Annotated in this window: 22 protein-coding genes and 1 pseudogene; 9 read left to right on the top strand and 14 right to left on the bottom strand. The window is 73.5% G+C overall.

Annotated features, from left to right (window positions below):
* The 7 genes and pseudogenes from TOK_RS32410 to TOK_RS06800 all read right to left on the bottom strand — a co-directional run.
* Positions 1 to 694: pseudogene (locus tag TOK_RS32410) on the bottom strand (hypothetical protein); the annotation flags it as partial.
* An 81-nt stretch (positions 695 to 775) separates the two neighbouring features.
* Complete coding sequence (locus TOK_RS06825; RefSeq protein WP_098956946.1) at positions 776 to 1,642, bottom strand: LytTR family DNA-binding domain-containing protein; 867 nt, start codon at positions 1,640 to 1,642, stop codon at positions 776 to 778.
* 166 nt (positions 1,643 to 1,808) lie between these two features.
* Complete coding sequence (locus TOK_RS06820; RefSeq protein WP_098956945.1) at positions 1,809 to 2,690, bottom strand: S49 family peptidase; 882 nt, start codon at positions 2,688 to 2,690, stop codon at positions 1,809 to 1,811.
* A 76-nt stretch (positions 2,691 to 2,766) separates the two neighbouring features.
* Entirely contained in the window at positions 2,767 to 3,975 is a 1,209-nt protein-coding gene (locus TOK_RS06815; RefSeq protein WP_098956944.1) for a sensor histidine kinase, read from the bottom strand.
* 10 nt (positions 3,976 to 3,985) lie between these two features.
* Positions 3,986 to 4,861 (bottom strand): Fpg/Nei family DNA glycosylase, encoded by an 876-nt coding sequence (locus TOK_RS06810; protein WP_098956943.1) that lies wholly within the window; start codon positions 4,859 to 4,861, stop codon positions 3,986 to 3,988.
* Positions 4,861 to 5,307: a hypothetical protein gene (locus TOK_RS06805; protein WP_098956942.1), complete on the bottom strand. Its 447-nt coding sequence runs from the start codon at positions 5,305 to 5,307 to the stop codon at positions 4,861 to 4,863. Before TOK_RS06805 ends, TOK_RS06810 begins: the two co-directional genes overlap by 1 nt.
* 117 nt (positions 5,308 to 5,424) lie before the next feature.
* Positions 5,425 to 5,913 (bottom strand): cupin domain-containing protein, encoded by a 489-nt coding sequence (locus TOK_RS06800; RefSeq protein WP_098956941.1) that lies wholly within the window; start codon positions 5,911 to 5,913, stop codon positions 5,425 to 5,427.
* A gap of 296 nt (positions 5,914 to 6,209) precedes the next feature.
* Here TOK_RS06800 and TOK_RS06795 point away from each other — a divergent pair, with 296 nt between their 5' ends.
* The 3 genes from TOK_RS06795 to TOK_RS06785 are packed head-to-tail and all read left to right on the top strand — an operon-like array spanning position 6,210 to position 10,524.
* Complete coding sequence (locus TOK_RS06795; protein WP_141566287.1) at positions 6,210 to 6,797, top strand: MarR family winged helix-turn-helix transcriptional regulator; 588 nt, start codon at positions 6,210 to 6,212, stop codon at positions 6,795 to 6,797.
* Positions 6,798 to 6,808: 11 nt separating this feature from the next.
* Positions 6,809 to 9,724: an MFS transporter gene (locus TOK_RS06790; RefSeq protein ID WP_098956939.1), complete on the top strand. Its 2,916-nt coding sequence runs from the start codon at positions 6,809 to 6,811 to the stop codon at positions 9,722 to 9,724.
* Complete coding sequence (locus TOK_RS06785) at positions 9,721 to 10,524, top strand: YceI family protein (protein ID WP_098956938.1); 804 nt, start codon at positions 9,721 to 9,723, stop codon at positions 10,522 to 10,524. Before TOK_RS06790 ends, TOK_RS06785 begins: the two co-directional genes overlap by 4 nt.
* Here the strand turns inward: TOK_RS06785 and TOK_RS06780 are convergent.
* The 4 genes from TOK_RS06780 to TOK_RS06765 all read right to left on the bottom strand — a co-directional run bounded on the left by TOK_RS06780 (position 10,450) and on the right by TOK_RS06765 (position 15,388).
* A complete protein-coding gene (locus TOK_RS06780; RefSeq protein ID WP_098956937.1) occupies positions 10,450 to 11,136 on the bottom strand; it encodes a methylated-DNA--[protein]-cysteine S-methyltransferase in 687 nt (228 codons plus the stop codon). The two genes, TOK_RS06785 and TOK_RS06780, sit on opposite strands and share 75 nt — an antisense overlap.
* Before the next feature lie 145 nt (positions 11,137 to 11,281).
* Positions 11,282 to 11,941, bottom strand: coding sequence for a peptide-methionine (S)-S-oxide reductase MsrA (msrA, locus tag TOK_RS06775; RefSeq protein WP_098956936.1), 660 nt, complete (start codon positions 11,939 to 11,941; stop codon positions 11,282 to 11,284).
* Positions 11,942 to 12,229: 288 nt separating this feature from the next.
* A complete protein-coding gene (locus TOK_RS06770) occupies positions 12,230 to 13,531 on the bottom strand; it encodes a UDP-glucose/GDP-mannose dehydrogenase family protein (protein WP_098956935.1) in 1,302 nt (433 codons plus the stop codon).
* Positions 13,532 to 13,675: 144 nt separating this feature from the next.
* Positions 13,676 to 15,388 (bottom strand): TM0106 family RecB-like putative nuclease, encoded by a 1,713-nt coding sequence (locus TOK_RS06765; RefSeq protein ID WP_253258224.1) that lies wholly within the window; start codon positions 15,386 to 15,388, stop codon positions 13,676 to 13,678.
* A 155-nt stretch (positions 15,389 to 15,543) separates the two neighbouring features.
* On the opposite strand from TOK_RS06765, the gene TOK_RS33845 reads away from it, so the two are divergent.
* The 5 genes from TOK_RS33845 (at position 15,544) to TOK_RS06740 (ending at position 19,347) form a co-directional block, all read left to right on the top strand.
* Entirely contained in the window at positions 15,544 to 16,275 is a 732-nt protein-coding gene (locus TOK_RS33845; RefSeq protein WP_253258221.1) for a DUF6474 family protein, read from the top strand.
* Between the two features lie 65 nt (positions 16,276 to 16,340).
* Positions 16,341 to 16,946 carry a hypothetical protein gene (locus tag TOK_RS06755; protein WP_141566286.1) on the top strand — a complete coding sequence of 202 codons (606 nt, stop codon included), beginning with the start codon at positions 16,341 to 16,343 and terminating at the stop codon, positions 16,944 to 16,946.
* Positions 16,947 to 17,010: 64 nt separating this feature from the next.
* On the top strand, positions 17,011 to 17,787 hold the full coding sequence (locus TOK_RS06750; RefSeq protein WP_098956932.1) for a YcnI family protein: 777 nt from the start codon (positions 17,011 to 17,013) through the stop codon (positions 17,785 to 17,787).
* Positions 17,784 to 18,350, top strand: a complete 567-nt coding sequence (locus TOK_RS06745) for a copper resistance CopC family protein (RefSeq protein WP_253258220.1) — start codon at positions 17,784 to 17,786, stop codon at positions 18,348 to 18,350. The genes TOK_RS06750 and TOK_RS06745 overlap by 4 nt, the downstream gene beginning before the upstream one ends.
* Positions 18,351 to 18,366: 16 nt before the next feature.
* The gene (locus TOK_RS06740; RefSeq protein WP_098956931.1) at positions 18,367 to 19,347 is read left to right on the top strand and encodes a copper resistance D family protein; all 981 of its coding nucleotides are present in this window, start codon (positions 18,367 to 18,369) and stop codon (positions 19,345 to 19,347) included.
* 9 nt (positions 19,348 to 19,356) lie between these two features.
* Here TOK_RS06740 and TOK_RS06735 read toward each other — a convergent pair whose 3' ends face one another.
* From TOK_RS06735 to TOK_RS06725, 3 genes are all read right to left on the bottom strand, one after another.
* A complete protein-coding gene (locus TOK_RS06735) occupies positions 19,357 to 20,769 on the bottom strand; it encodes an NAD(P)/FAD-dependent oxidoreductase (RefSeq protein ID WP_098956930.1) in 1,413 nt (470 codons plus the stop codon).
* A complete protein-coding gene (locus TOK_RS06730; protein WP_098956929.1) occupies positions 20,766 to 21,425 on the bottom strand; it encodes an NAD(P)H-binding protein in 660 nt (219 codons plus the stop codon). Before TOK_RS06730 ends, TOK_RS06735 begins: the two co-directional genes overlap by 4 nt.
* A gap of 135 nt (positions 21,426 to 21,560) precedes the next feature.
* Complete coding sequence (locus TOK_RS06725) at positions 21,561 to 22,031, bottom strand: DUF4442 domain-containing protein (RefSeq protein ID WP_253258219.1); 471 nt, start codon at positions 22,029 to 22,031, stop codon at positions 21,561 to 21,563.
* A gap of 75 nt (positions 22,032 to 22,106) precedes the next feature.
* Here TOK_RS06725 and TOK_RS06720 point away from each other — a divergent pair, with 75 nt between their 5' ends.
* On the top strand, positions 22,107 to 23,933 hold the full coding sequence (locus tag TOK_RS06720; protein ID WP_098956927.1) for a long-chain fatty acid--CoA ligase: 1,827 nt from the start codon (positions 22,107 to 22,109) through the stop codon (positions 23,931 to 23,933).
* The last annotated feature ends 240 nt before the right edge of the window (positions 23,934 to 24,173 follow it).

The following is a 24,173-nucleotide window of genomic DNA, read 5'->3' as shown; positions in this document are numbered from 1 at the left end:
GCGGCAGGGTCCCCGGCGGCAGGGTCCCCGGCGGCAGGGTCCCCGGCGGCAGGGGCGGGGCCTGCACGATCGTCGGCAGTGCCGGCGGAGCGGGCGCCCTGACCGCCGCGTCACGTGCCGGCACCTCGCGCGCCGGCGGGTCCACGACGGGGACGGCCTTCGGCGTGACCGGCCGGGAGCCCGCGGGCGGGGACTCGGCATGCCGCGCAGGCGCGGTGCGCGGCGGCTCGACGGGCATGCTCGGCAACGGCTCGGGAGGGGGACGCAGCCCGTCGGTGGAGTAGGGGTCGGGCACCGCCATGGAACGCACCCGCGGATGCGCGGGCGGGCGGGCAGGCGGCCACTGCGACGGCTCTCCGTCGGCGGGCGTGGCCGTCAGGGCCGTCGGCGTCGACGGAGCGGCCGCGGGCGGCTCCGGCAGCGCGACCCGCGGCCCCTGCTCGTCGACGGGCGGATCGGCCTCGCCGCCACGTTCACGCCGAGCGTGCCGCCCACCCGGGCGGCTCGCGGCCTCGCGCATGCGGCGCTGGATCTCGGCGTTGACCCACGCGGGACCGGAGTCCTCGACGCCCAGCGACTGCCGGGGCATCCCGGCCTCCGCCGCGCGCGTCTCGTCCGCGGGCCGTGCCTCGTCGCCGGGCTCAGGAGGCCCCGGCGACACCGACGGCCGCGCGCCGTCGGTGTAGGTGCTCACCTCAGGACCCCGGCAGAGCTCGGCCGGCTCGCTCGCCGGCGCTCACCGGCGGACAGGCCCCCGGCCGCGCTCACGGCGCCGTCACCGCTGGCTCCAGGCCTGCTTCGTCGCGCGGACCAGGCGGTCCTTGAGCTCCCGGGTGTGCCGGCGGCTGACGGGCAGCTCAGCGGTGTCGGGGCCGGAGCCGACCCGCACCACGTAGCCCGATCCCGACAGCCGCAGCTCCGTGACCAGCGGCAACGCCACCAGGAACGAGCGGTGGATGCGGACGAAGCCGGCGTCGCGCCAGCGGTCCTCCAGCACGGACAGCGGGATGCGGACAAGGTGGCTGCCCTCGTTGGTGTGCAGCCGGGCGTAGTCGCCCTGGGCCTCGACGTAGCGCACCGCCGACCGCGGTACGAGCTTGGTGGTGCCCGCCAGCTCGACGGGGATGACCTCGTCCTCGCCGTTGTCCTGCTGCGCCGGCTCGACCGGCCCGGAGGCGCGGCTGGCCAGGATGCGGTCGAGCGAGGCGGAGAGCCGCTCCGAACGCAGTGGCTTGAGCAGGTAGTCGACGGCGCCGACCTCGTAGGCGTCGACGGCACGGTCATCGTGCGCGGTGACGAACACGACCGACGGCGGTGTGGCCATCGACCCGAACACCCTGGCCAGCTCCAAGCCGTCGAGACCCGGCATGCGGATGTCGAGGAAGACGACCTCCACGTCGGTGCGCTCGGCGACGCGCGTGCCGGTGGCGGGGTGTGTGACCCCCCGGCCGGGCACGGGCGCGACCTCTCGGGCGCCTTGGCGGTTGTTCAGGATGCGGAGTGCCTCTGTGGCGTCCGAGGCCTTCAACACGGTGCCGACGCGGCTGTCCTCGTTGAGCAGGAATGCCAGTTCTTCGAGAGCGGGTTCCTCGTCGTCCACAGCGAGAACGACCAGACCTCCGGAACTGTCGTTGCTGTCCACGATCTCCTCATCCTGCGTGTCCGGCGCTCCCGGCAGGGTGTCGCCCGAACGATCACGTGCAACCCCGCCGACTATGGTGACGGTGAATCGACCGGAGTGCCAGGGGGCCGTCCGATCGGTACCCGATGAGTACCGATACTGATCGGATCCGATCGACCACACCGAGTCATAAACCGTACCGCGCCCAGAGTGCACGCACCTCGGCCGCCTCGGCGATCCCCAGCAAAGAGTTCACAGGTGAGAACGTCGCCGCGGCCGCCGGTCCGCCGATCCCGAGGCGCGCGAGCAGAGGCCTGCGCGACTCGACGGGCACGATCTCGGCATCCGGGAACCGCTCTGCGAGCACCGCTCTCGGAGTGCCCAGGCCGTCGACCAGACCAGCCCCCACAGCCCGGGCGCCCGTCCACACCTCACCGGTGAACAGATCACTGTCCGTGTTCAGACGGTTACCTCGGCGTTCGGTGACCCAGGCCTTGAACATGTCGTGCAGCTGGTCCTGGAGGTTGCGCAGCCACGCGACGTCGTCGGCCTTCTCGGGCAGGAACGGGTCGAGCCGCGACTTCGACTCCCCGGCGGTGTGCAGCCGGCGCTCGACACCGAGGCGCTCGATGAGGCCCTGCAGCCCGAACCCCGCGCTCACGACGCCGATCGACCCGACGATCGACGTCTCGTGGGCGTAGATCTCGTCTCCCGCGCAGGCCAGCCAGTATCCGCCGGACGCGGCGACGTCCTCGCAGAACGCGAGCACGGGCACCTTCTTCTCGTCGGCGAGGCCGCGGATGCGGTCGGCGATCAGTGCGGACTGGGTGGGCGCGCCACCCGGCGAGTTGATCAGCAGCGCGACGGCGACCAGCCCGTCGGGCGCGAAAGCACGTTCCAGGACCTTGTCCGTGGAGGCCGCGTTGAGCACCGAGCGCGGCACCGGCCCGGCCTGCGGGGTGATGACTCCGTGCAACCGGACGACGGACACGACGCCCTTGTCGGAGCGGTCGCCGAGCTTCCCGGGGAGGCGCGACGCGATCTTGGCGGGGATGCGCAACGTGTCCATACGACCACCGTACGCGGAACGCGACGTCCACCCAGTGGGACGGGAAACGGGCCCAGCCGCGGCACTGACCGGTGGGTCAGGCGCGGATGCCGACGCGGAACTTCGGCACCCTGAGAGTGATCTTCATCCCGGCCCCGATGTTCGTGTCGACGACGAGACCGAAATCATCCCCGAAGGCCGACCGCATCCGGTCGTCGACGTTGCCGAGGCCCACGTGCGCGCCGGAGAGATGCGCGTCGTCGAGATCCTCGGTGAGCCGTGACGGGTCCATCCCGACACCGTCGTCCTCGACGATGATGACGCACTCGGAGCCCGCGTTCTCGGCCGTGATCGTGATCGTGCCGCCCTGCGGCTTGCCGGACAGGCCGTGCCGGACCGCGTTCTCGACGAGCGGCTGCAGGGCCAGGAACGGCAGGACGACGTTGAGCACCTCGGGCGCGATCTGCAGTTTGATGTTGAGCCGGTTGCCGAAGCGGGCCTTCTCCAGCGCGATGTAGCGCTCGATGTTGGTGAGCTCGTCGGTCAGCGTCGTGTACTCGCCCGCGGTGCGGAACGAGTAGCGGGTGAAGTCGGCGAACTCGATGAGCAGCTCGCGGGCGCGCACGGGGTCGGTGCGGATGAAGGAGGCGATCGTCGTCAGCGCGTTGTAGACGAAGTGCGGCGAGATCTGGGCACGCAGGGCGCGGACCTCGGCGCGGGCCAGCCGCTGCCGGGACTCGTCGAGCTCGGCGAGCTCGAGCTGGCTCGACACGTAGCGCGCGACCTCGGCGGTGGCCCGCAGCAGGACCGGTCCCGCCGTCGACGTCGTCAGTGCCGCGAGCGTGCCGACGATCGAGCCGTCGGTCTCCAGCGGGACGACCACGATGCCGCGCACCTCGCAGCCGGGATGGTCGCACGAGATGGAGGTGTGCGAGGCGACCTGCTGGCGGCCGGTGGAGATGACCTGGTCGGCGAGGGTGACGACGTCGGGCTCGTGCTGGTCGGCGTCGCCGTCCCAGGCCAGCGTGGTGCCCTTGGCGTCGGTCATCGTGAGCGCGCAGGTGTCGAGCAGGACCCGCAGATAGGGCAGGGCGAAGTTTGCCGAGTTCGGCGAGAGACCCTCCCGCAGCGCGGGCGCGGCGAGCGCGACGGTGTGCAGCGTCGCGAAGGTGGCGCGCTCGAGCGGGGTGGCGAACGTGTTGCGCCGGGCCCGCCGCAGCTGCAGGAACAGCACGACCAGCAGGACGATGATCACGACACCGACGAGGACCAGCAGCGCTGTCGGTGAGCTCAGCAGCTCTCCCACGACGGCTCCCTCACCTCACCAGCCTGGACAGGCGCCGGTCGGCGAGCGGTTTGCCACCGGTCTGACAGCCGGGACAGTACTGGAACGATCTCTCGGCGAAGGACACCTCCCGGACGGTGTCCCCGCAGACGGGGCACGGCAGCCCGGTGCGGGCGTGCACGCGCAGCCCGGAGCGCTTCTCGCCCTTGAGCGCCGCGGCGCCCTGCCCGACGGACCGTTCGACGGCGTCGGTGAGGACGGACTGCACGGCCTCGTGCAGCGCGTCGAGCTGCTCGGGCTTGAGCCGGCCCGACACGGCGTAGGGCGACAGCCGCGCAGTGTGCAGGATCTCGTCGCTGTAGGCGTTGCCGATGCCGGCGATCGTCTTCTGGTCGACGATGAGCGTCTTGATCCGCTCGGTGTGCCCGGTGAGGAGCTCGGCAAGCTCGTCGCGGCTCAGGGCGAGCGCGTCCGGGCCGAGCCGCGCGACGCCCGGGATCTCCTGCGGGTCGCGCACCAGGTACACGGCGAGCCGCTTCTGGGTGCCTGCTTCGGTGAGGTCGAACCCGGGGCCGCCGACGGCGTCGAGATGCACGCGCAGCGCGAGCGGGCCGCGGCCCGGTTTCGGGGGTGTCGCGCTCGCGGTCTCGTGCCAGCGCATCCAGCCGGCGCGCGAGAGGTGGGTGATGAGGTCGAGCTCCTCGCCGGGCCGGTCGTGGAACTCGACCGACAGGAACTTGCCGTAGCGCGCCGCGCCGGTGACGACGCGTCCCGTGAGCACCGACACCGGCGGGTCGAACGTCTTGAGCACGCTCATGCCGGCGATGTCGACCCGCGCGACCGGGCGGTGGACAGCGTGGTCACGCAGGTGCTGGGCGAGGGCCTCGACCTCGGGGAGCTCGGGCATCAGTTCACCGGTTGCAACGGACTGTCGGAGTGGCCGGGCGTGGCGCGCGTACGGAGGCTGCGGACGACGACGCGCATCTCCTCCTTCGCGCGCGAGCGGCCGCGGACCATGCCGGACCAGTGCTCGGCAGGCAGGTCCGTGTCGTAGGCGCCCTCGGTCTCGGCGACGATCGTGTACGGCCGGCGCAGGTACCAGCGGAAGGGGAAGAACAGGATCGCGAAGGCGGCGATGAACCACAGGTAGAAGGGCACGGTCACCAGCGACGGCGACCAGAAGATCAGCACGACCCAGAACAGCAGCAGCGACGACAGGATCATGATCGCGGCGCCGCGGCCACCGTCGACGTCGTGCTCGAACTCGTCGCCGACCGCGGGCGTCGACCACTCGATGTTCATCCGCACCGACCAGCTGCGCCCGTCGGCCCCGGCGACCGTCTTCGATGCCATCGTCCCCGCCGTTCCGCCCGTCGTCCCTGCCACTCCCACTATCCCACGTCGGTCCACCCGGGGCCGATGATCGACGCGGGATAGTGGCCGGTCAGCGCGGTGCGGGATCGGCGCCGATCAGCGCAGGGACGAGTTGCCGCAGGCCGCGGGCACGCCGCTGCGGTCGGGCGCGCCGGGCGCGAGCACCTGGGTGACGACGAGCTGCGCGGGCAGGGCGCCGTCGTTGCGCATGACGTGGGGCTCGGCGTCGGGCACGAAGACGGCCTCACCCGCCCCGACGCGCGTCGGGGCGCACTCCTCCGCGGTCTGGACGGTGACCTCGCCGCTGTTGACGATCGTCGTCTCGAACCCGGGGTGGCGGTGCCAGCCGGTGGACTCCCCGGGCGCGAGCTCGACGGTGCGGACGGAGACGTCGGCCGGGCCGAGCGTCGAGAGCTGGATGCGGGCCGGCAGCGTGCCACGGCCGATGTCGGCGGTCCCGGTGGGAGGGGGCGGGGGCGGCAGGGCCTGCGCCGCGGGGACGGGGCCGGCCGCGGGCGGGGCCTGCGGGCCGTCGTGACCGAGCTGGCCGGGTTCGGCACAGCCGGCGAGAAGGAGTCCGGCCATGGCTGCGAGGAGGGCGATCGATCTCGCCGAGCGGCCGAAACTCGTCAACGCCAACCTCCCGGGGGCCTGTCACGTGCACGGTGAGGGTAGTGCCCGTCACCGTGGGTGCCCTGCACCGGGCTCGTGTGCGGCACCGTGACCAGGCGTGGCGCAGGTCTCAGGGATCTCCGGGACGAATGCCACCGAGTCGGGTGAAATCGACTTGCCGACCGGCAGGTAAGAGGAGCATGGTTGGGCCCAGCAACTTCTTGCGTGTTACAAGCAAAGTATTGGTAAAGATCGACGGAGGTGCGGCCGTGACGAGCGCAGCGATCTCCACGACCGGACCGACGGCGGACCTCGCCGACGGCCCGGCCGCGGGCGGGTCCGTCGTCGTTCCGATCCCCACGCCGGCCGGCGACCTCTCGGACGCCCTGGCCTGCGACCTCGCCGTCGCCGACGCCCTCGGCTACGAGCTGGCCCGGCTGTTCCGCCTGGTCCAGCGCACGAGCCGGGGCTCCGGACCGGCCGATCTCGACCGCGCCACCTTCCACGTCCTGATCCACCTCGCCTCCGCCGACGGCCCGCAACGCTCCGCCGACCTCGCCGAAGCTCTCTGCACCGACCCGTCGACCGTCAGCCGCAGGGTCGCGGCCCTGGTCAAGCAAGGACTCATCGAACGGCGCGCCGACCCCGACGACGGTCGCGCCAGCCTGCTCGCCGTCACCGACGACGGCCACTCCGCACTGGAGCAGAGCCGCAGGTACAAGGCCCGCCTCGTCGCCGAGGTCCTCGGCGCGTGGCCCATCGAGAAGCGGCAGGCGCTCGTCGCACTGCTCGCCGACTTCTGCACCGACTTCCAACAGCACGATATGTCGCCGGGCCCGGTCGCCCGCCGGCACTGAGGGGGAATCTGATGTCGACCGAGGCCGTCGCACCGCAGCAGAAGGCTGCGGGGGCGTCCGCGCCGCCGGAACGCAACTCCGGCGAGCTCAGCCACAAGCAGATCGTCACCATCCTGGTGGGTCTGGCGCTGGGCATGTTCCTCGCCGCGCTCGACCAGACCGTCGTGTCCACGGCCATCCGCACGATCGCCGACGACCTCGGCGGCCTCAGCCAGCAGGCCTGGGCGACGACGGCGTTCCTGATCACCGGCACCATCACCACACCGCTCTACGGCAAGCTGTCCGACCAGTTCGGCCGCAAGCCGCTGTTCCTCTTCGCGATCTCGATCTTCCTTCTCGGGTCGGTGCTGTGCACCTTCGCGACGTCGATGTACAGCCTCGCGGCGTTCCGCGCGGTGCAGGGCCTCGGCGCCGGTGGCCTGTTCACCCTCGCGCTGACGATCCTCGGCGACATCGTGCCGCCCCGTGAGCGCGCCCGGTACCAGGGCTACATCCTCGCGGTGTTCGGCACCTCGAGCGTCATCGGCCCGGTCATCGGCGGTGTGCTGTCGGGCCAGGCGACCATCGCCGGCATCGACGGCTGGCGCTGGATCTTCCTGGTCAACGTGCCGATCGGCGCCGTCGCGCTGTTCGTCGTGGCCAAGGTGCTCAACCTGCCGCACACCAAGAGCAGCCGGCGCATCGACTGGCCGGGCGCGATCGCCCTGGCCATCTTCCTGGTGCCGCTGCTGATCATCGCCGAGCAGGGCCGCGAGTGGGGCTGGGGCTCCACCAGCGCCATCGTCTGCTACATCATCGGCGCGGTCGGCTTCGCGCTCTTCATGCTCGCCGAGCGCATGTACGGCGAGGACGCACTGGTCCCGCTGCGCCTGTTCCGCAACGGCGTCTTCTCGATCACCGGCATCGCCGGCTTCGTCATCGGCATGGGCATGTTCGGCGGCATCGTGCTGCTGCCGCAGTTCCTGCAGATCGTGCACGGCGCGACCCCGACCGAGTCCGGCTTCCTGATGCTGCCGCTCGTCGCGGGCATCATGGTCGGTTCCATCCTCTCCGGCCAGATCACAGCCCGCACCGGCAAGTACAAGATCTTCCCGGTCATCGGCACCGCGCTCATGGTCGGCGCGCTGATGCTGATGCACTTCCGCGTCAACGTCGACATCCCGCTCTGGGAGCTCGACCTCTACATGGCGATGCTGGGCCTCGGGCTCGGTGGCTGCATGCAGACCCTGGTGCTCGCCGTGCAGAACGCCGTCCCCGCGCGGGACATGGGCGTCGCGACCGCGTCGTCGACGTTCTTCCGCCAGCTCGGCGGCACGCTCGGCGTCGCGGTGTTCCTGTCGATTCTCTTCTCGACGGTCACCGACAAGATCAGCGACGCCTTCAAGGTCGCGCAGACCGACCCGACGTTCCTCGCCGCGGTCGGCGACCCGGTCGTCCGGGACAACCCCGTCAACGCACCGTTCTTCGCCGCTCTCAACGGCGGCGCCGACACCTCCGGCGTGCTGAACGACTCGTCGTTCCTGCAGAAGATCGACCCGCGTCTGGCCAGGCCGTTCCTCGAGGGCTTCTCCAACTCGATGACGCTGACCTTCCTCATCGTCGGCTTCATCCTCGTGGTCGCGTTCGTGCTGGTCCTGTTCATCAAGGAGCTGCCGCTGCGCACCATGTCCGGCGCGCAGGCGCGGGCCATGGAGGAGGCCGCGGGTGAGGGCGCGTCCGTCGGGACCGTCGCCCCGACAGCGATCGAGGCCGACACCGTCGAGCCCGTCGCCGCAGGCGCCGGGCCCGCCGCGAACGGCCTCGCCGCGAACGGCAACGGGCACGCCGGCAACGGACACGGCGCCAACGGGGCCGCAGGCACCGTCGCGGCCGCCGTCGCTGCGGCCGCCAAGGGCAACGGCCAGGGCAGCAGGCACGCCCTGCGCTCCGACACCCCCACCGCCGTCCCGATGCCCGGTGACCCCGGGGTCACCGCCCCGATGGCGGCCGTCACCGACGGACCCGTCGACGGGCCCGCCATCGAGGGCACCGTCCGCCGCGCCGACGGTGCCGGGCTGCCCGGGGCGGTCGTCACCGTCACCGAGCCCACGGGCCGCCAGGCCGCGCGCACCACGTCCGACCAGATCGGCGAGTACCGGATCGGCGTCCCGAACGGGGGCACCTACCTGGTCGTCGCCGCGTCCGGCGCGTTCCAGCCGCACGCCGCGATGGTCGCGGTCGCCGACCGGGCCGTCCGCCACGACGTCACCCTCGCCGGTGCCGGCGGACTGCGCGGCACGATCCGGGTCACGGACGCGCAGGGCCAGACCCGCCCGGTCTCCGGTGTCGCGGTCACCCTGATCGACGTCCAGGGCAACGTCGCGGCCGCCACCATCGCCGACGAGCTCGGCCGCTACCTGCTCGCGGGCGTCCCCGACGGCCAGTACACGCTGACCGCCGCCGGGACCGGCTACCAGCCCGTCGCCACCAGCGTCGCGCTACCGGCCGGCGGGTCCGAGGTCGTGCACGACGTCGAGCTCCCCCGGCGCGCCCGGCTGCTCGGGACCGTCGTCGCCGGGAGCACCGGACGCGGCGTCCCCGAGGCTCTCGCGACGCTCATCGACCCGAGCGGCAACGTCGTCGGCTCCACCGTGACCGACGCCGACGGCACCTTCGCCTTCGACGATCTCGCCGAGGGCACCTACACGATCACCGCGAGCGGCTACGCGCCGACGGCGTCGGTCGTGCAGGTCACCGCGGGCGGCGCCAGCACCACCGAGATCGCGTTCGCGGCGCCCGTCGTCGCGGGCTCGGCTCCCGTCGCTCCGCAGGTCCACGGGTCACAGGTCGACGAGGTGCCCAGGCCCACCTCGCTCGGAGCTCCGCCGCCCGACCTGCCCGCGGTGCCGGAGGAGCCCGGATCGCCGACCGGCGGGCGTCTGCGGTGACGGCGGCCATCACCGGCACGCTCACCACACCCGACGGCTGGCCCGTCGGCGGCGGGATGCTCACCGTCGTCGACGGGGCCGGGGTCCAGTGCGGGCGCGCCGCGGCCAGGGAGGACGGCGGGTTCGTCCTCGACGGCCTCGACACCGGCACCTACACCGTGATCATCGCGGCACCGGGCCACGAGCCCGCCGCCCGGACCGTGACGCTCACCGGTGCCGCCCCGGCGGCGCTGGGCGTCGTCGAGCTGCCTCGCGTCGGTGGGCGGGTCCTGCCCGCCCCCGGCACCTGGCAGATCGACCCGGTGCACTCCAGCATCCGCGCGACAGCCATGCACCTGGGCCTCACCCCGGTGCACGGGCGGCTGCGCCGCTTCGACGGCCGCATCCAGGTCGCCGACCCGCTGGAGAACAGCTCTGTCGAGGTCGTCATCGACTCCCACGGCGTGGACTCCGACGACGACACCCGCGACACGCACCTGCGCAGCGCGGACTTCCTCGACGTCGACACCCACCCGGAGATCCACTTCAAGAGCGACGGCCTCACCAGGCGCGACGCCATCCACTGGCGGGTCGACGGCGTCCTGACGCTCAAGGGCGTCAGCGCCGCCGTCCCGCTCGACGTCACGTACCGCGGCAGTGGCCCCGACCTGTGGGGCGGCATCCGCGCCGGGTTCTCGGCGACGACGGAGATCTCGCGCGACGACTTCGCGATCAGTTGGAACCAGTCAGTCCTGGCCGGCGTGCTGGCCGTGGGCCGGACGCTCCGGATCGACATCGACATCCAGGCGTTCCGCACCTGACGTCCTGAACGAACGGCACGGTGGCGCAACTGGGCTGGATTGCGCGACTGTGCCGTTCGTCGTCCAGAGGTCGAGGGCCGGGGGCAGGACACCCTCCAGGGCGAGCAGCCACTCCTTGGCCGGCAGTCCCCCACCGAACCCGCCCAACGTCAGCTTCCCGCCGCCCGCCGACGCCAGCACCCGATGGCACGGCACCACGACCGGCACCGGGTTCGAGCCCATGATCGAGCCGACGCCACGCGCCGCGCTCCAGCTCTCCGCGAACGCTCCGGACATCTCCGCCAGCTCGCCGTAGCCGACCACCCGCCCGTACGGCACCTTCTCGAACAAGGTCTGCAGCACGGTGAGCCGCGACCCCCGGATGCCCCGCCAGTCGATCCGCAGGTCGAACACCCGGCGCCGGCCGGCGAGGTACTCCGAGAGCTGCGACGCCGCATCGTGGGTACGGGCCTCGTCGACGACGAGGTCCTCCCCCAACGTCCGCGCCAGCGCGTCGAGAGTCCCGTGGTCATGGCCCCAGCCGACATGGGCGAGCGCGCCGTCGGTGGCGACGGCGCACGTGAGGGCCTGGATCGGGGCCGGCGCCGGCACGGTGGTCCACGCGAGCGTCATCGGGGTCGTCACCCTCCCGGGGAATGCACCTGTCCGACGTCGTGACCCGTTCGGCCCAGCGTCGTTGATCCGTTCGTTGCTCCCCAGCGACGGCGGCCCGGGCGGCGGTCCCCGCCCGGGCCCCGGTGAAGCCGGGAGCCGGTGGTCAGTCGCCGGCCACCCCGGTGCCGACCTGGCAGGACACCCCGGTCCCACCGATCCCGCAGTAGCCGTTCGGCACCTTCGCCAGATACTGCTGGTGGTAGTCCTCGGCCCAGTAGAACGTCCCGAGCGGCGCGATCTCCGTGGTCACCGGCCCGTGACGGGCCTGCCGCAGCGCATCGCCGTAAGCGGCCGCCGACGACTCCGCCAGTGCCCGCTGCTCGTCGTCGGTCCAGTAGACCGCCGACCGGTACTGGGTGCCGCGGTCGTTGCCCTGCCGCATGCCCTGCGTCGGGTCGTGGCCCTCCCAGAACACCTTGAGCAACGACTCGTAGCCGACGTCGGCGGGATCGAACACGACCAGCACCGCCTCGGTGTGCCCCGTCAGCCCGGAGCACACCTCCTCGTACGTCGGGTTCTCGGTGAAGCCGCCCGCGTAGCCGACCGCCGTCGACCACACTCCCGGCGTCTGCCAGAAGACCCGCTCGGCGCCCCAGAAACACCCCATGCCGACGACGGCGGTGTGCAACCGTTCGGGGAAGGGCGGGCGGATGCGGTGGCCGTTCACGAAGTGGTCCTCGGGCACCGCCAACGGCATCGACCGGCCCGGGAGCGCCTCCTCCGCGGTGACCATCCGCGCCTTGTCCCGACCGAAGAGCCCCATCGCCCCAGGCTACGCCCGCTGTCCGGGGCCGCATCAGCGTTCCGGCCACAGCACACCGGCCACCGTGTGCGGTCCGCACGGGAGGGGTCCGAGCGCCGGCGCCGGCCACGCGGCGGTGGTGGTCGCCGCGCGGGTTCGTCGATCGCCACGCACGCGGACCGTCCGGTGTCCGGTCGGGGCGAGCGCCGTCGGCAGGAACCGCGCGCCGCCCGGCCCTCCTCGCTCGCACCCCGTCCAGTGGCACCGCACCCCCGGCGAGGGGCGCGACGCCGCAGGAGACGGGGCAGCTCAGCGGCGGCCCACGCCGATCCAGGAGAACCCGGCGCGGCGCAGGACGTCGGGGTCGAGCAGGTTGCGGGTGTCGACGACGACCCGGCGCCCGACCACGCCGCCGAGGGCGGTCCAGTCGAGCTGGCGGAACTCGGGCCACTCGGTGAGGACGACCAGGGCGTCGGCGTCCTTGGCGGCGCGCATCGGGTCGTCGACGACCGTCACCGCGTCGGTGACGCCCGGGACAGCGGCGAGGCAGCCGGGGTCGTAGGCGGTGAGCTCGGCGCCCTCGGCGGCGAGGAGCTCGGCGACGGCGAGGGCGGGTGAGTCGCGGAGGTCGTCGGTGCCGGCCTTGAAGGTCAGCCCCAGCATCCCGATGCGCGCCCCGGCCAGCGGTCCGACGGCCCCGCGAACCTTGTCGACCATCAGGTCGCGCTGCCGCGTGTTCGTCGAGATACCCGCGCTGACCAGCGGGAACTCCAGCCCGGCGGCAGCGGCGACCTGGACGAGGGCGCTGGTGTCCTTGGGCAGGCAGGAACCTCCCCAGCCGGGCCCGGGCGACAGGAACGCGGCACCGATGCGGCGGTCGTGGCCCATCCCCTCGGTGACGTCGGCGACGTCGGCGCCGAGGACGTCGCAGAGCTCGGCGAGGGCGTTGACGTAGGAGAGCTTGATGGCCAGGAACGCGTTGGCCGCGTACTTCACCATCTCGGCGCTGGCGGCGTCGGTGAGCACGGTCGGGGCGCCGAGCCGGGAGTAGAGGGCGGCGACGCGTTCGGCGGCGTCCTGCTGGTCGCTGCCGACGACGATGCGGTCGGGGTTGAGGAAGTCGTCCACGGCGGTGCCCTCGCGGAGGAACTCCGGGTTGCTGACGACCGCGACGTCGCGACGGCGCAGCAGGGCGCGGGTGCGGCCGGCGGTGCCGACGGGGACGGTCGACTTGGTGACGACGACACAGCCGGCCGGCAGCAGGTGCCGCACCTCGGCGGCGACGGCTTCGACGGCGGCGAGGTCGGCGGCTCCCCCTTCGCCCATCGGGGTGGGGACGCAGAGGAAGAGCACTTCGACGGGTGCGTCGCCGCGGCGGGCGACGGCTCCTGCGGCGCCGACGCAGAACTGGAGGCGGCCGGCGGCGGTGCCTTCGGTGACGAGCTCGGCGAGGCGGGGTTCGAGGATGCCGATCTCCCCGGCCTGAAGGCGTTCGACCTTGGCGACGTCGATGTCGGCGCAGACGACGCGGTGGCCGAGGTGGGCGAGGCAGGCGGCGGTGGTGAGACCGACGTACCCGGCCCCGACGACGGCGATGCGGCGAGCGAACACGGCGAGCTCCTCGCGGTGGGGAGCGGGCCACCCGGTCGATGACCCCTGACCGCCCGATCGTCGGCGCGGGTGGCGGCCGCGAGGTGAACGGTGGCCGGGCGCGTCGGCGGCGGTCGTGTGAACCCGCGGTGCGCGCCCCGCGCGCTAGAGCTCGGAGGCCAGCGGCACCTGTTCGATCGCGGGTGAGGTCATCCACTCGCGCAGCGCCCGGGTGGCACCCACGTCGTCCTCGTTGTACTCCAGCAACCTGATGCGCTGCAACGGGTCCGGAGTGCCGCCGTCGAGGGCGACGGCGTCGCGGTACCAGCGCATGGAGTTCTCCCCGCCGGCCTCGGCGTCGCGCCAGGCGAACCCGGCGGCGGGAGCGATCCGCTTGAGCCCCTTGCCGTGGGCGCACAGGAACCACTCGTTGACGACGGCGAACAGGTCGACCCAGGAGTCGGCGTCGATGAACTCCTGCACCTGCGCGATCGGCGGGATGCCGGGCTCGCCGGCGAAACGTTCCGCGGAGCCGAGGAGCCAGCGGTTCTCGGCCTGCTCGTTGTAGCAGTAGGCGGCGAAGGTGCGGCCGCTCGCGAGGGCTGCGTCGCGGACGCCGGTGATCCACGTCCAGAACTCGGCGAAGGAGCGGGCCTCGTCGTCGGTGGGGACGGGCTCCCAGGTGGCGAAGGCGCGGTAGCCGGGGGGCTCGTCGCCGTCGCGGCGGCCGCCGGGGAAGGAGAGCAGCGCGCCCCACATGTAGGCGCCGGCCTCGCCGAAGCTCTCCATGTCGACGTCGACCTCCACGTCGGCGCGGGTGACGGGCACGGCGGGCACCCGGCGCACGACGGACAGTCCGCGCAGCCAGGCGCGGGCGAGCGCGATCGCGTCGGCGAAGGCCATGCCCGGCAACGGGACCGGCGGCTCGCGGGTGGGGTCCATGGCCGCGAGCTGGGAGACGGTGACGACGTTGGCGCTGCGCAGCGCGACGGCGGACTCGCCGCGCACGACGAGGCTGACGTCCTGCCCGTCGGCGAGCTCGGCCTCACAGGTGGGCCACCACGGGCAGCGACGGCACTCGGTGACACGGGAGGGCAACGCCAGTGCGGGGCCGCCGGTGGCGGCGGCGACGGCGACGCTGACCCGGTCGGCGAACCGGGCGTCGTACTCGGCCATGGTGCTGCGCCCGCCGGGCCAGTGCTCGGTGGTGAGGTCGTGCCAGACCACGACGTCGCCGTCCATGCCCACGACGCCGCCGGTCGCGGCGGCGGCCACGTCGGCGGACGGGGCCCACCCCGCAGCGCCGAGCATGCGGGTGAGGTGGGCCAGGCGCAGCAGGTCGCGCGGCTGGGACCGGACCTTGCGGGTGGGGTCGGGCGCCGCACGGCCGGGAAACGGTTCGAGCAGCGGTGACGTCTGCGCGCCCTGTCCAGGATCGGTGATGCGGTGGCGGACGACGAGAACCGGCACGTAGCCGCCGCCCGGCACCCGGACGAGCAGCTCGGCGCCGCCGCGGCGGCCGCCCGCGCGGTCGCGCGGCAGCTGCGCGTTCCAGATCAGCCCGGCGCCCGCGGCGACGGCGACGGCGGTGGCCTCGGCGCGCTCACGGGCCGGCGCGTCACCGGGGACGCTCGCCCACAGGCCGCGGTGCGCGTCGGCGAGCAGCTCGCCGACGCGGTCGCGGTACTCGCGGGCGTCGGCCCGGCGCTGCTCGAGAGACGGATCGGGCAGGGCGCGGGGCGCGTCGGCCACCGCGGGATCGTGGTCGAGGTGGACGCGGCGGCGGCACCGTGTGGTGACCGCGGCGTCGAGCGAGACACCGGTGACGGCCGCGGCGCCGGTGCCGGGGAACGGCGAACCCGTCGCCGTGTCCCGCACCGTGTCCGTCGGGGTCTCGTTCACCGTCACACGCCCGAGGGTAGAGACCGCCACCGACAGCCTCTGCGCCTGCCACCGGCGCGTCCGGGCTCTAAGGTGGCCGGGACCGAGCGCGGTCCCGGTCGGCGGGACGCCCGGCGCATGAGGAGGACGGCATGGCACTGCTCGGACGGCGCGGGAGCGGTTCGGCCCGCAAGCAGGCCGGGAAGCAGGCCAAAGCCGCCCGCAAGGCTGCGAAGGCCGAGAAGAAGGCGACGAAGGAGGCGGCCGATCTGGTCGCTTCGGTGGAGAAGACGCGGGCCAGGGCCGCGAAGAAGGTCGCGGGCGCCGACATCAGGACGGCGAAGGCACTCGCGTCGGCGGACAAGAAGACGGCGAAGGCCGCGAAGAAGACGGGCCGCCGCGTGGGGTCGGCCGAGGACACCGCGGTCAACGCCGTCGCGAGTGCGACCGCGACGACCCCGGCGAAGATCACCCGTGCGGTCGCCGTCGGCAAGGTGCTGGTGCCGCTGCTCGCCCCGTACGCGCTGGCCGCCGCCGGCACCGCCCGTGCCGCGTGGGACGACCGGCGCGCCCGCCGGCTCGGCGTCGCGGCCGACGAGCTCGGCGCCTACACCGGACGTGGCGGCGCACTGCACGCCCGGATCTCCCGGATCGCGGAGGCGCTGCCGGAGCTGGCCGCGGAGGGTGACGCGCAGACCACGGAGGCGGGCCAGCGGTTCGCCGCGGACACCGGACCCCGGTTGGCCGACCTGTCGGTCGCGGTGCGGGCCGCCGAGCGGATGCCGACGGCGCGGCGGCGCACCGCGTTCCGCGCGGTCGCGGGCGAGCTCGACCGTCTGGAGAACGAGCTGCTCGGTCACCTCGGGGTGCGCGTCCCGGGCTGACCGCCACGTGGCGGGCCCCACGGTCCGTGCGGGACCGTCGGGGTCACCGGCTACCGTCTCCGACCATGAGGCGCGGCCCCGGGACCCGTGCCGCGGTCGCGCACGCCCCGCGTGCCGGCCGTGGCCGTGTCTCCGCGCGCCGTCGTCCGGTCACGTCGTTGCGCGGCGCCCGCGGAGTGACGGTCGCGTCGGCGGGGGCGTTGATCACCGCTGTGGGACACGTCGCCGGTGGCGGTGCGCTGCCCGACCTGAGCCTGCTGCTCGTCCTGTTCCCGCTGCTCTCGGCCCTGGTCGCCACGCTGGCCGACGCGTGCCGCAGCGTCGCCGGGGTCCTCGCGGTGCTCGCCTCGGGCCAGCTCGCGATGCACGCGGTGCTCGACGTCATCGGGCACACGCACGTCGCGGCAGCCGCCGGCACGGTGGGCGGCGTGTCGATGTTCGCCATGCACGCCGTCGCGACGGTCGTGATGGGTCTGCTCATCCGCGACGCCGACCAGGTGCTCTGCCTGCTGTTCTCGGCGCTGGCGCGGGTCCTCCCCCGCCGGCTGTCGGTCCCTCCTGCCGACCGTCCGCTCGCCACGCTCGCCGTGGCGTGCCAGGCGCTCGCGGGCGCGACTGCGCGGGCCGCGATCGGACCGCGTACTCCTCGGGGGCCTCCGAACCGGGTGTGAACCGACCTTCACCCCATTCGTGCCGCCGCCCCGAGGGCGGCGGTCCCCAGTCAACGGAGCTCCCATGTTCGGATCCCTGCGCCGCTCCGCCCTGCGCGGCGGCGTCGTGGCCACGATCGTCGCCGGTGTGGCGATCGCTGCCGCCTCCCCGGCCCTGGCCCACGTCACGGCCCAGCCGGGTACCGCCCAGCAGGGCGGTTACACCGTCATCAACTTCCGGGTGCCCAACGAGTCCGACACCGCGGGCACGACCAAGATCGAGGTGACCTTCCCGGTCGACCACCCCGTCACCTCGGCGCGCACCACGCCGCAGCCCGGCTGGACGGCGACCGTCACCAAGGGCGTGCTGCCCAAGCCCATCGAGCGCGACGGCACCCAGATCACCCAGGCCGTCACCACGGTGACATGGACGGCCCAGCCCGGCACCCGGATCGGCCCGGGCCAGTACGTCGACTTCCCGCTGTCGGTCGGCCCGCTCCCCGAGGACACGACAAGCCTCGTGTTCCCGACGGCGCAGACCTACGACGACGGCAAGATCGTCAACTGGAACGAGACCGAGCAGCCGGGCGCCGCTGAGCCGGAGCACCCGGCCCCGACCGTCACGCTGACCGCGGCCACCGGCGGCGGGCACGGCGGCGGCCACGACGCGGCGGCGGCGACCAGCGGCGACACCGGCTCGGCCGGCACGACCGACACCACGGCGCGCTGGCTGGGCGGCATCGGCCTGCTGCTCGGCGCGCTGGGCCTCGGCCTCGGCGCCGGTGCGGCGCTGCGCAGCCGTCGCCCCTCGGGTGGTTCCGGCGCCCCGTCGAAGGATGAGGAGAAGGTGACCACGCCGTGAGTCGGGTGACCCGGCTCGCGGGACGGGTGGTGGCCGTCCTGGTCGCCGCCGGTCTCGCACTCTTCCTCGGGGCCGGCCCGGCGCTCGCGCACGCGCAGCTGGAGGGGAGCGACCCGCCCGACGGCGCGTCGCTCGCGACCGGGCCGAGCTCGGTCACGATCCGCTTCAGCGACACGATGCAGACGGGCTTCAACACCGTCACCGTCATCGGCCCGGACCGGCTCGCCTACCAGGACGGCGACGCCGTCGCGGCGAACGACTCGGTCACTGTGAAGGTGAAGCCGCTCGGCCCGGCCGGGAAGTACGACATCGGCTACCGCGTCGTGTCCGACGACGGCCACCCCGTCTCGGGCGTCCTGTCGTTCACGCTGACGCAGGCGGGGACGGGGACCGGGGTGCCGGTCAACGGGTCCCCACAGGCGTCGGGCGCGGCACCGGGTTCGACCGCCGACGCCGCTGCCGACAGCGGTTCCGGCGGCTCCCCGGTGTGGCCGTGGATCGTCGGTGCGGTCGTGCTCGTCGGCGGGGGCGTCGCCCTCGCGCTGCGGCTGGGCAAGAGCTGACCCCGGGCGGGAACGGATGACGAAGGCGGCGGCGCGACCCGGCACCACGTCCCGGCTGCTGCCGGTGCTGTGGGCCGGGCTCGCGGTCGCCGCCGCCGTCGTCGCGGCGGTGCTGGCCGATGCGTTGAGCAGTTCGACGTTCTCGGCCCGCGTCGCGACGGCGGTGACCCGGTCCGGCATGGACGTCGCCGGGATCGCCTGCGTCGGTCTCGGCCTGGTGGCGGCGCTGATCCGCACGCCGGGGGTGTCCGACCGTGACATCCGGACGCTGGACCGCAGGCTCGACCGCGCGATCGTCGGCGTGGGCGGTGCGTGGCTGGTGGTCGTGTTGTGCGACGTCGTGTTCCGCGCCGCCGACGCGTACGGCCGCCCGGTCACCGCGGTCGGCGGGGGCGAGCTGGTGCGGTGGGCGACGTCGCTGGCGTCTGGTCGCGGCCTGGTGCTCACGGCGGCGTGCGTGCTCGTCGTCGTCGGGTGTGCGACGGCACGGCTGGTCCGTGAGGGCGCCGTCCCGCCGCGCGCGGCGCTGGTCGCGGCGCTGCTGGGGTTGCTGACGCCGGCGGTGACGGGGCACGCGGGGACGTCGTCGGACCACGAGCTCGCGGTGATCATGTCGGCGTTGCACGTGGCCGCCGCCTCGGCGTGGGTCGGCGGGCTGGCGGCGACGGTGCTGTTCCTCGGCGGGCGCCGCGCGCTGCTCGACCCGGTGCTGCCGCGGTTCTCCCGGCTGGCGACGTTCTGCATCGTCGGGGTCGGGATCACCGGTGTGCTCAACGCACTGCTGCGGTTGCCGTCGGTCGGCGCCCTGCTGACCAGCGGCTACGGCTGGCTGGTCATCACCAAGGTGGTGCTGTTGGCCGGGATCGCGGTGCTGGGCAACGCGGCGCGCCGGCGGCTGGCCACCGGCCGGTTCCCGGTACTGCGCTGGGCGGCGGTCGAGGTGACGCTGATGGCGCTGGCGATCGGCGTCGCTGCCGCCCTGACGCAGACTGCCTGACCGCGGTCCTCAGGCGCCCGCGCGGTAGGTCTCCAGGAGCCGCAGCCAGACCTCGCTGACCGTCGGGAACGAGGGAACGGCGTGCCAGAGCCGCGCGAGCGGCACCTCGCCGACGACGGCGATCGTCGCGGCGTGCACCATCTCGGCGACGTCCTGGCCGACGAAGGTGACGCCGAGGAGCACCTCGCGCTCGGTGTCGACGACCATCGTCGCGCTGCCGGTGTAGCCGTCGGCCTGCAGTGACGACCCGGCGACGGCGATGTCGATCTCGACGACCCGCACGGGCCGCCCGGCGTCACGGGCCCGGTCGGCGGTGAGCCCGACGGAGGCGACCTCGGGGTCGGTGAACACGACCTGCGGGACCGCGGCGTGGTCGGCGGTGGCGGAGTGCTCGCCCCACGGCCCGGTGTCGAGGGGGCGCCCGGCGGCGCGGGCGGCGATCGCGGCACCGACGATCCGCGCGGCGTACTTGCCCATGTGCGTGAGCGGTGCCCGGCCGGTGACGTCACCGGCGGCGTGGAGCCAGTCCCCGAGGGCGAGTCCCGAGTCGTCGACGGCAAGGGGCGCACCGGGTTCGAGGCCGACGGTGTCGAGACCGACGTCGTCGGTGTTCGGGCGGCGTCCGGTGGCGACCAGCAGCTCGTCGACCTCGATGCGCTCGTCGCCGAGGTGCAGGACGATCGAGTCGCCCGGACCGGGCGAGACGGCGTCGAGGCCCTGGTCGAGGCGGACGTCGATGCCCTCGTCGCGCATCGCGGCGGCGACCCGCTCCCCCGCGACGGGCTCGGCCGACGGCAGCAGGCGCGACCCGTGGTTGACGAGCGTGACGCGGGAGCCGAGCCGGGAGAACGCCTGCGCGAGCTCGCAGCCGACGACACCGCCGCCCAGCACCCCGAACCGCGCAGGCACCGACGACGCGGTGGTGGCTTCCCGGGATCCCCAGGTGCGCACCGAGTCCAGCCCCTCGACGAGCGGCCGGACGGGGACGCTGCCGGTGGCGACGACGACGGCGTGCCGAGCCCGCAGGACCCGGTCGCCGACGCGGACGGTGCGCTCCCCGTCGAGCCGGCCCACCCCGCGGACGACGGTGATCCCGGCGCCCTCCGCCCACTCGGCCTGGCTGTCGTCGTGGAGGTCGTGCACGAACGAGTCCCGGCGCGCGAGGACGGCCGCCGGGTCGAGCGAGGCCTCGATCCCGGGCAGTCGGCGTGCGGCGGCGACGACGTGTCCGTTGCGCAGCAGGGCCTTCGACGGGATGCACGCCCAGTAGGAGCATTCGCCGCCGATGAGCTCGGACTCCACGAGGGCGGCGGTGAGCCCGTTGCGGACGGCGTAGTCGGCGGCGTTCTCGCCGGTCGGCCCGGCCCCGATGACGACGACGTCGAACTCGTCGTCCGCGGCGGCGGACGGTACGGCGGTCATCGGGCGGCCGAGGCCACGGCGTCGGTGACGGGGGTGTCCCCGCCGACGGCGTCGAGGACGAGGCCCGCGGTGGCCGGGGTGTCGAGCAGGGCGACGAGGACGGCGGCGGTGTCGTCGCGGGTGATCTCGGCGTAGCCGATGTCGGGCGGGCCGAGCCGTACCAGGCCGGTGCCGGTGTCGTCGGTGAGCCGGCCGGGTCGCAGGAACGTCCAGTCGAGGTCGGTGGCGCGGACGGCGTCCTCGGCGGCCTTCTTGGCGCGCACGTAGGCGGCCCACTGCTCGCCGCGCTCGGCGTCGGGCTCGCTGTCGATCCCGATGGCGGACACCAGCAGGTAGCGGCGGACACCGGCGCGGGCGGCGGCGTCGGCCAGCAGCTGGGCGGCGGCGCGATCGACGGTGTCCTTTCGGGCGACGCCGCTGCCCGGCCCGGCACCGGCGGCGAAGACCACGGCGTCGGCGCCCGACAGGGTCTCGGCGAGCGCGTCGACGCCCGCGTCCTCCAGGTCGAGCACGACGGCCGACGCGCCCGCCGCACCCACGTCGTCGACGTGCGCGGGGTTGCGCACCAGGCCGACGACCTCGTCACCGCGTGCGGCCAGCAACGTCGCCAGCCGCAGCGCGATCTGTCCATGTCCTCCGGCGATCACGATGCGCACGCCGCGAAGACTAGGGGCGTCCGACGGATCACCGCCCGATGGACGGTGATCCGGGTGGTTCGCGGCGGCCGGTACTCCCGCCGGGCGGATCGGGGTCGGGCGCCGACGCCGCGGTGAGCGGTCCGTCGTACCCGGTCATTCCTCGGCGGGCCGGTCCGCGCGGACCGGTTTGAGTGTCCACACGACCGTGACGGTGGCGCAGTCGGTCCCGGCGGCGTCGCGAACCGTGACGTCGACGGTGAACTCCGGCCGGGTGCCGGCGTCGAGCTCGGCGAGGACGTCGGACGCGGGGCGGGCGAGGACGGCCTCGGCGGTGAGTGGACCGCGGGCGAGCGCCCGGTAGCGCACCGACGAGCTCACGACCAACGGCACCGCACGCGCGGCGGTGGCACCGAACGCGGCCAGGCCGACGGCACCGGACGCGGTCTCGGCGAGGCCGAAGATCATGGCGGCGTGCGGGCCGCCGACGTGGTTGTGCAGGTCGGGCCGGTCCGGAAGGCTGCACACCGCGCGGGTGGCGTCGACCCGGTCGAACTCGACACCGCTGCTGCGCACCCAGGGGACACCGGAGGTCATTGCGCCTGCCACCCAGTCGAAGTCGCTCACACGGCCGCATGTTACTCACGGGTACGACTGATAGGTTCCGCACGTCGAAACGGACATACGGGATAGAGGCGGGTCATGACCACGACGGCGTCCACCGCTCCCAGCGTCGCCCGGTTGTTCCACGACCGGGTGTTCGCCTCCGCCGACCGCGAGGCCTTCCGCGTGCCGGAGCCCGACGGCACCTGGCGGTCGATCACCTGGGGCGCCACCGGGGAGCGGGTCGGCCAGCTGGCGGCAGGTCTCGTCGCACTCGGGATCGAGGCCGGCGACCGCGTGGCCGTCATGTGCTCCACCCGCTACGACTGGATCACCGTCGACCTCGCGACCATGTGTGCCGGCGCCGCGACCACCACCGTCTACCCCTCGACCGCTGCGCCCGACGTCGCCTTCATCCTGGCCGACTCCGGCAGCCGCGTCGTCTTCGCCGAGGACGCCGACCAGGTCGAGAAGCTGCGCGCGCACCGCGACGAGCTGCCCGACGTCGGCGCGGTCGTCCTCATCGACGGCAGGGCCGCCGACCTGCCCGGCAACGACGACCGCTGGGTCGTCGGCATCGAGGACGTCGCCGCGCAGGGGCGGGCGCTCGCCGAGACCTCCCCCGACGCCGTCGCCAACCGCATCGACGCCATCGGCCCCGACGACCTCGCCACCCTGATCTACACCTCGGGCACCACCGGCCGCCCCAAGGGCGTGCGACTGCCCCAGAAGGCCTGGACCTACCAGGGCGACGCCCTCACCAAGCTCGACCTCGTCCGCCCCGACGACCTGCAGTACCTCTGGCTGCCGCTGGCCCACTCGTTCGGCAAGGTGCTGCTCTCGGCGCAGCTGGCCATCGGGTTCGCCAGCGCCGTCGACGGGCGGGTCGACAGGATCGTCGACAACATGGGAGTCGTGCGGCCGACGATGATGGCCGCCGCACCGCGCATCTTCGAGAAGGCCCACGCCCGCATCGTCACCACGATCGCCGCCGAGGGCGGTCCCAGGGCCAAGCTGTTCGACTGGGCGATCTCGGTGGGGCGCAAGGTCAGTGACCTCCAGCTCGCCGGCCGGGGCGTGCCGCCGCTGCTCGCCGCACGACACCGGGTGGCCGACAAGCTCGTCCTGTCCAAGATCCGGGACCGCTTCGGGGGCCGCATCCGCTTCTTCGTCTCCGGGTCGGCGGCGCTCGCACCGGATCTGGCGCACTGGTTCCACGCCGCCGGAGTGATCATCCTCGAGGGCTACGGCATGACCGAGAACGCCGCGGGCGGATCGGTCAACGAGCTGTCCCGCTACCGGATCGGGACCGTCGGCAGGCCGTTGCCCGGCACCGAGATCAAGATCGGTGAGGACGGCGAGGTCCTGCTCCGCAGCCCCAGCGTCATGACCGGATATCACAACCTGCCCGACCAGACCGCCGAAGCGCTCGACGACGACGGCTTCCTGCACACCGGCGACATCGGCGAGCTCGACGACGACGGCTACCTGCGCATCACCGACCGCAAGAAGGACCTCTTCAAGACCTCCGGCGGCAAGTACGTCGCACCCCAGCCCATCGAGGGCCAGGTGCTCGCGGTGTGCCCGTACGTCAGCCAGGTCGTCGTGCACGGCGAGGGCCGCAACTACTGCACCGCGCTGCTCACCCTCGACGCCGACGCGCTGCGCGGCTGGGCCGACAACAACGGCCTCGCCGGCCGCGACCACGCCGCGCTCGTCGCGAGCCCGGAGGTCCACGCGATGGTGCAGGGCTACGTCGACACCCTCAACGCCCGGCTGAACCGCTGGGAGACGATCAAGAAGTTCACGATCCTCGACCGCGAGCTCTCCCTCGAGGAGGGTGAGCTGACGCCGAGCATGAAGATCCGGCGCAAGGACGTCGAGAAGCGCCACCGCGCCGCCCTCGACGCCCTCTACGCGGGCTGACCCGCGGCCCGCGATCACGCCTCACCCACCGGACGGGGTGATCGTCCGGCGGCGCGGGTCGCGTGCCGTCCCGCGTCCTCGCGCGCGCTCCACCCCTCACGACCTGCGGAGTTCCGCTTTCGCGTACCCGACGGCTGTCGCAACCGTCTCATGTCCGTTCAGTCCGTTTTCTCGCTCCGTGGAAACCGACCCCTTGTGACCTCACGCACGCCGCAATGGAATCGGAGGCCGAACCCCGAG

This window comes from Pseudonocardia sp. N23 (assembly GCF_002583555.1).
Classification (GTDB): Bacteria; Actinomycetota; Actinomycetes; order Mycobacteriales; family Pseudonocardiaceae; genus Pseudonocardia.
The sequence above is the reverse complement of the archived record's forward strand: the minus strand, read 5'-3'. Positions and strand labels throughout refer to the sequence as shown.

What these genes read in the sequence shown, in the direction of transcription:
- TOK_RS06800 (WP_098956941.1), bottom strand. Translation starts at nt 5,913, where the DNA reads ATGGCCGGACTCCTTCTCGCCGGCTGTGCCGAACCCGGCCAGCTCGGT.
- TOK_RS06750 (WP_098956932.1), top strand. Translation starts at nt 17,011, where the DNA reads ATGTTCGGATCCCTGCGCCGCTCCGCCCTGCGCGGCGGCGTCGTGGCC.
- TOK_RS06735 (WP_098956930.1), bottom strand. Translation starts at nt 20,769, where the DNA reads ATGACCGCCGTACCGTCCGCCGCCGCGGACGACGAGTTCGACGTCGTC.
- TOK_RS06720 (WP_098956927.1), top strand. Translation starts at nt 22,107, where the DNA reads ATGACCACGACGGCGTCCACCGCTCCCAGCGTCGCCCGGTTGTTCCAC.
- TOK_RS06805 (WP_098956942.1), bottom strand. Translation starts at nt 5,307, where the DNA reads ATGGCATCGAAGACGGTCGCCGGGGCCGACGGGCGCAGCTGGTCGGTG.
- TOK_RS06740 (WP_098956931.1), top strand. Translation starts at nt 18,367, where the DNA reads ATGACGAAGGCGGCGGCGCGACCCGGCACCACGTCCCGGCTGCTGCCG.
- TOK_RS33845 (WP_253258221.1), top strand. Translation starts at nt 15,544, where the DNA reads ATGGCACTGCTCGGACGGCGCGGGAGCGGTTCGGCCCGCAAGCAGGCC.
- TOK_RS06790 (WP_098956939.1), top strand. Translation starts at nt 6,809, where the DNA reads ATGTCGACCGAGGCCGTCGCACCGCAGCAGAAGGCTGCGGGGGCGTCC.
- TOK_RS06810 (WP_098956943.1), bottom strand. Translation starts at nt 4,861, where the DNA reads ATGCCCGAGCTCCCCGAGGTCGAGGCCCTCGCCCAGCACCTGCGTGAC.
- TOK_RS06820 (WP_098956945.1), bottom strand. Translation starts at nt 2,690, where the DNA reads ATGGACACGTTGCGCATCCCCGCCAAGATCGCGTCGCGCCTCCCCGGG.
- TOK_RS06780 (WP_098956937.1), bottom strand. Translation starts at nt 11,136, where the DNA reads ATGACGCTCGCGTGGACCACCGTGCCGGCGCCGGCCCCGATCCAGGCC.
- msrA (WP_098956936.1), bottom strand. Translation starts at nt 11,941, where the DNA reads ATGGGGCTCTTCGGTCGGGACAAGGCGCGGATGGTCACCGCGGAGGAG.
- TOK_RS06755 (WP_141566286.1), top strand. Translation starts at nt 16,341, where the DNA reads ATGAGGCGCGGCCCCGGGACCCGTGCCGCGGTCGCGCACGCCCCGCGT.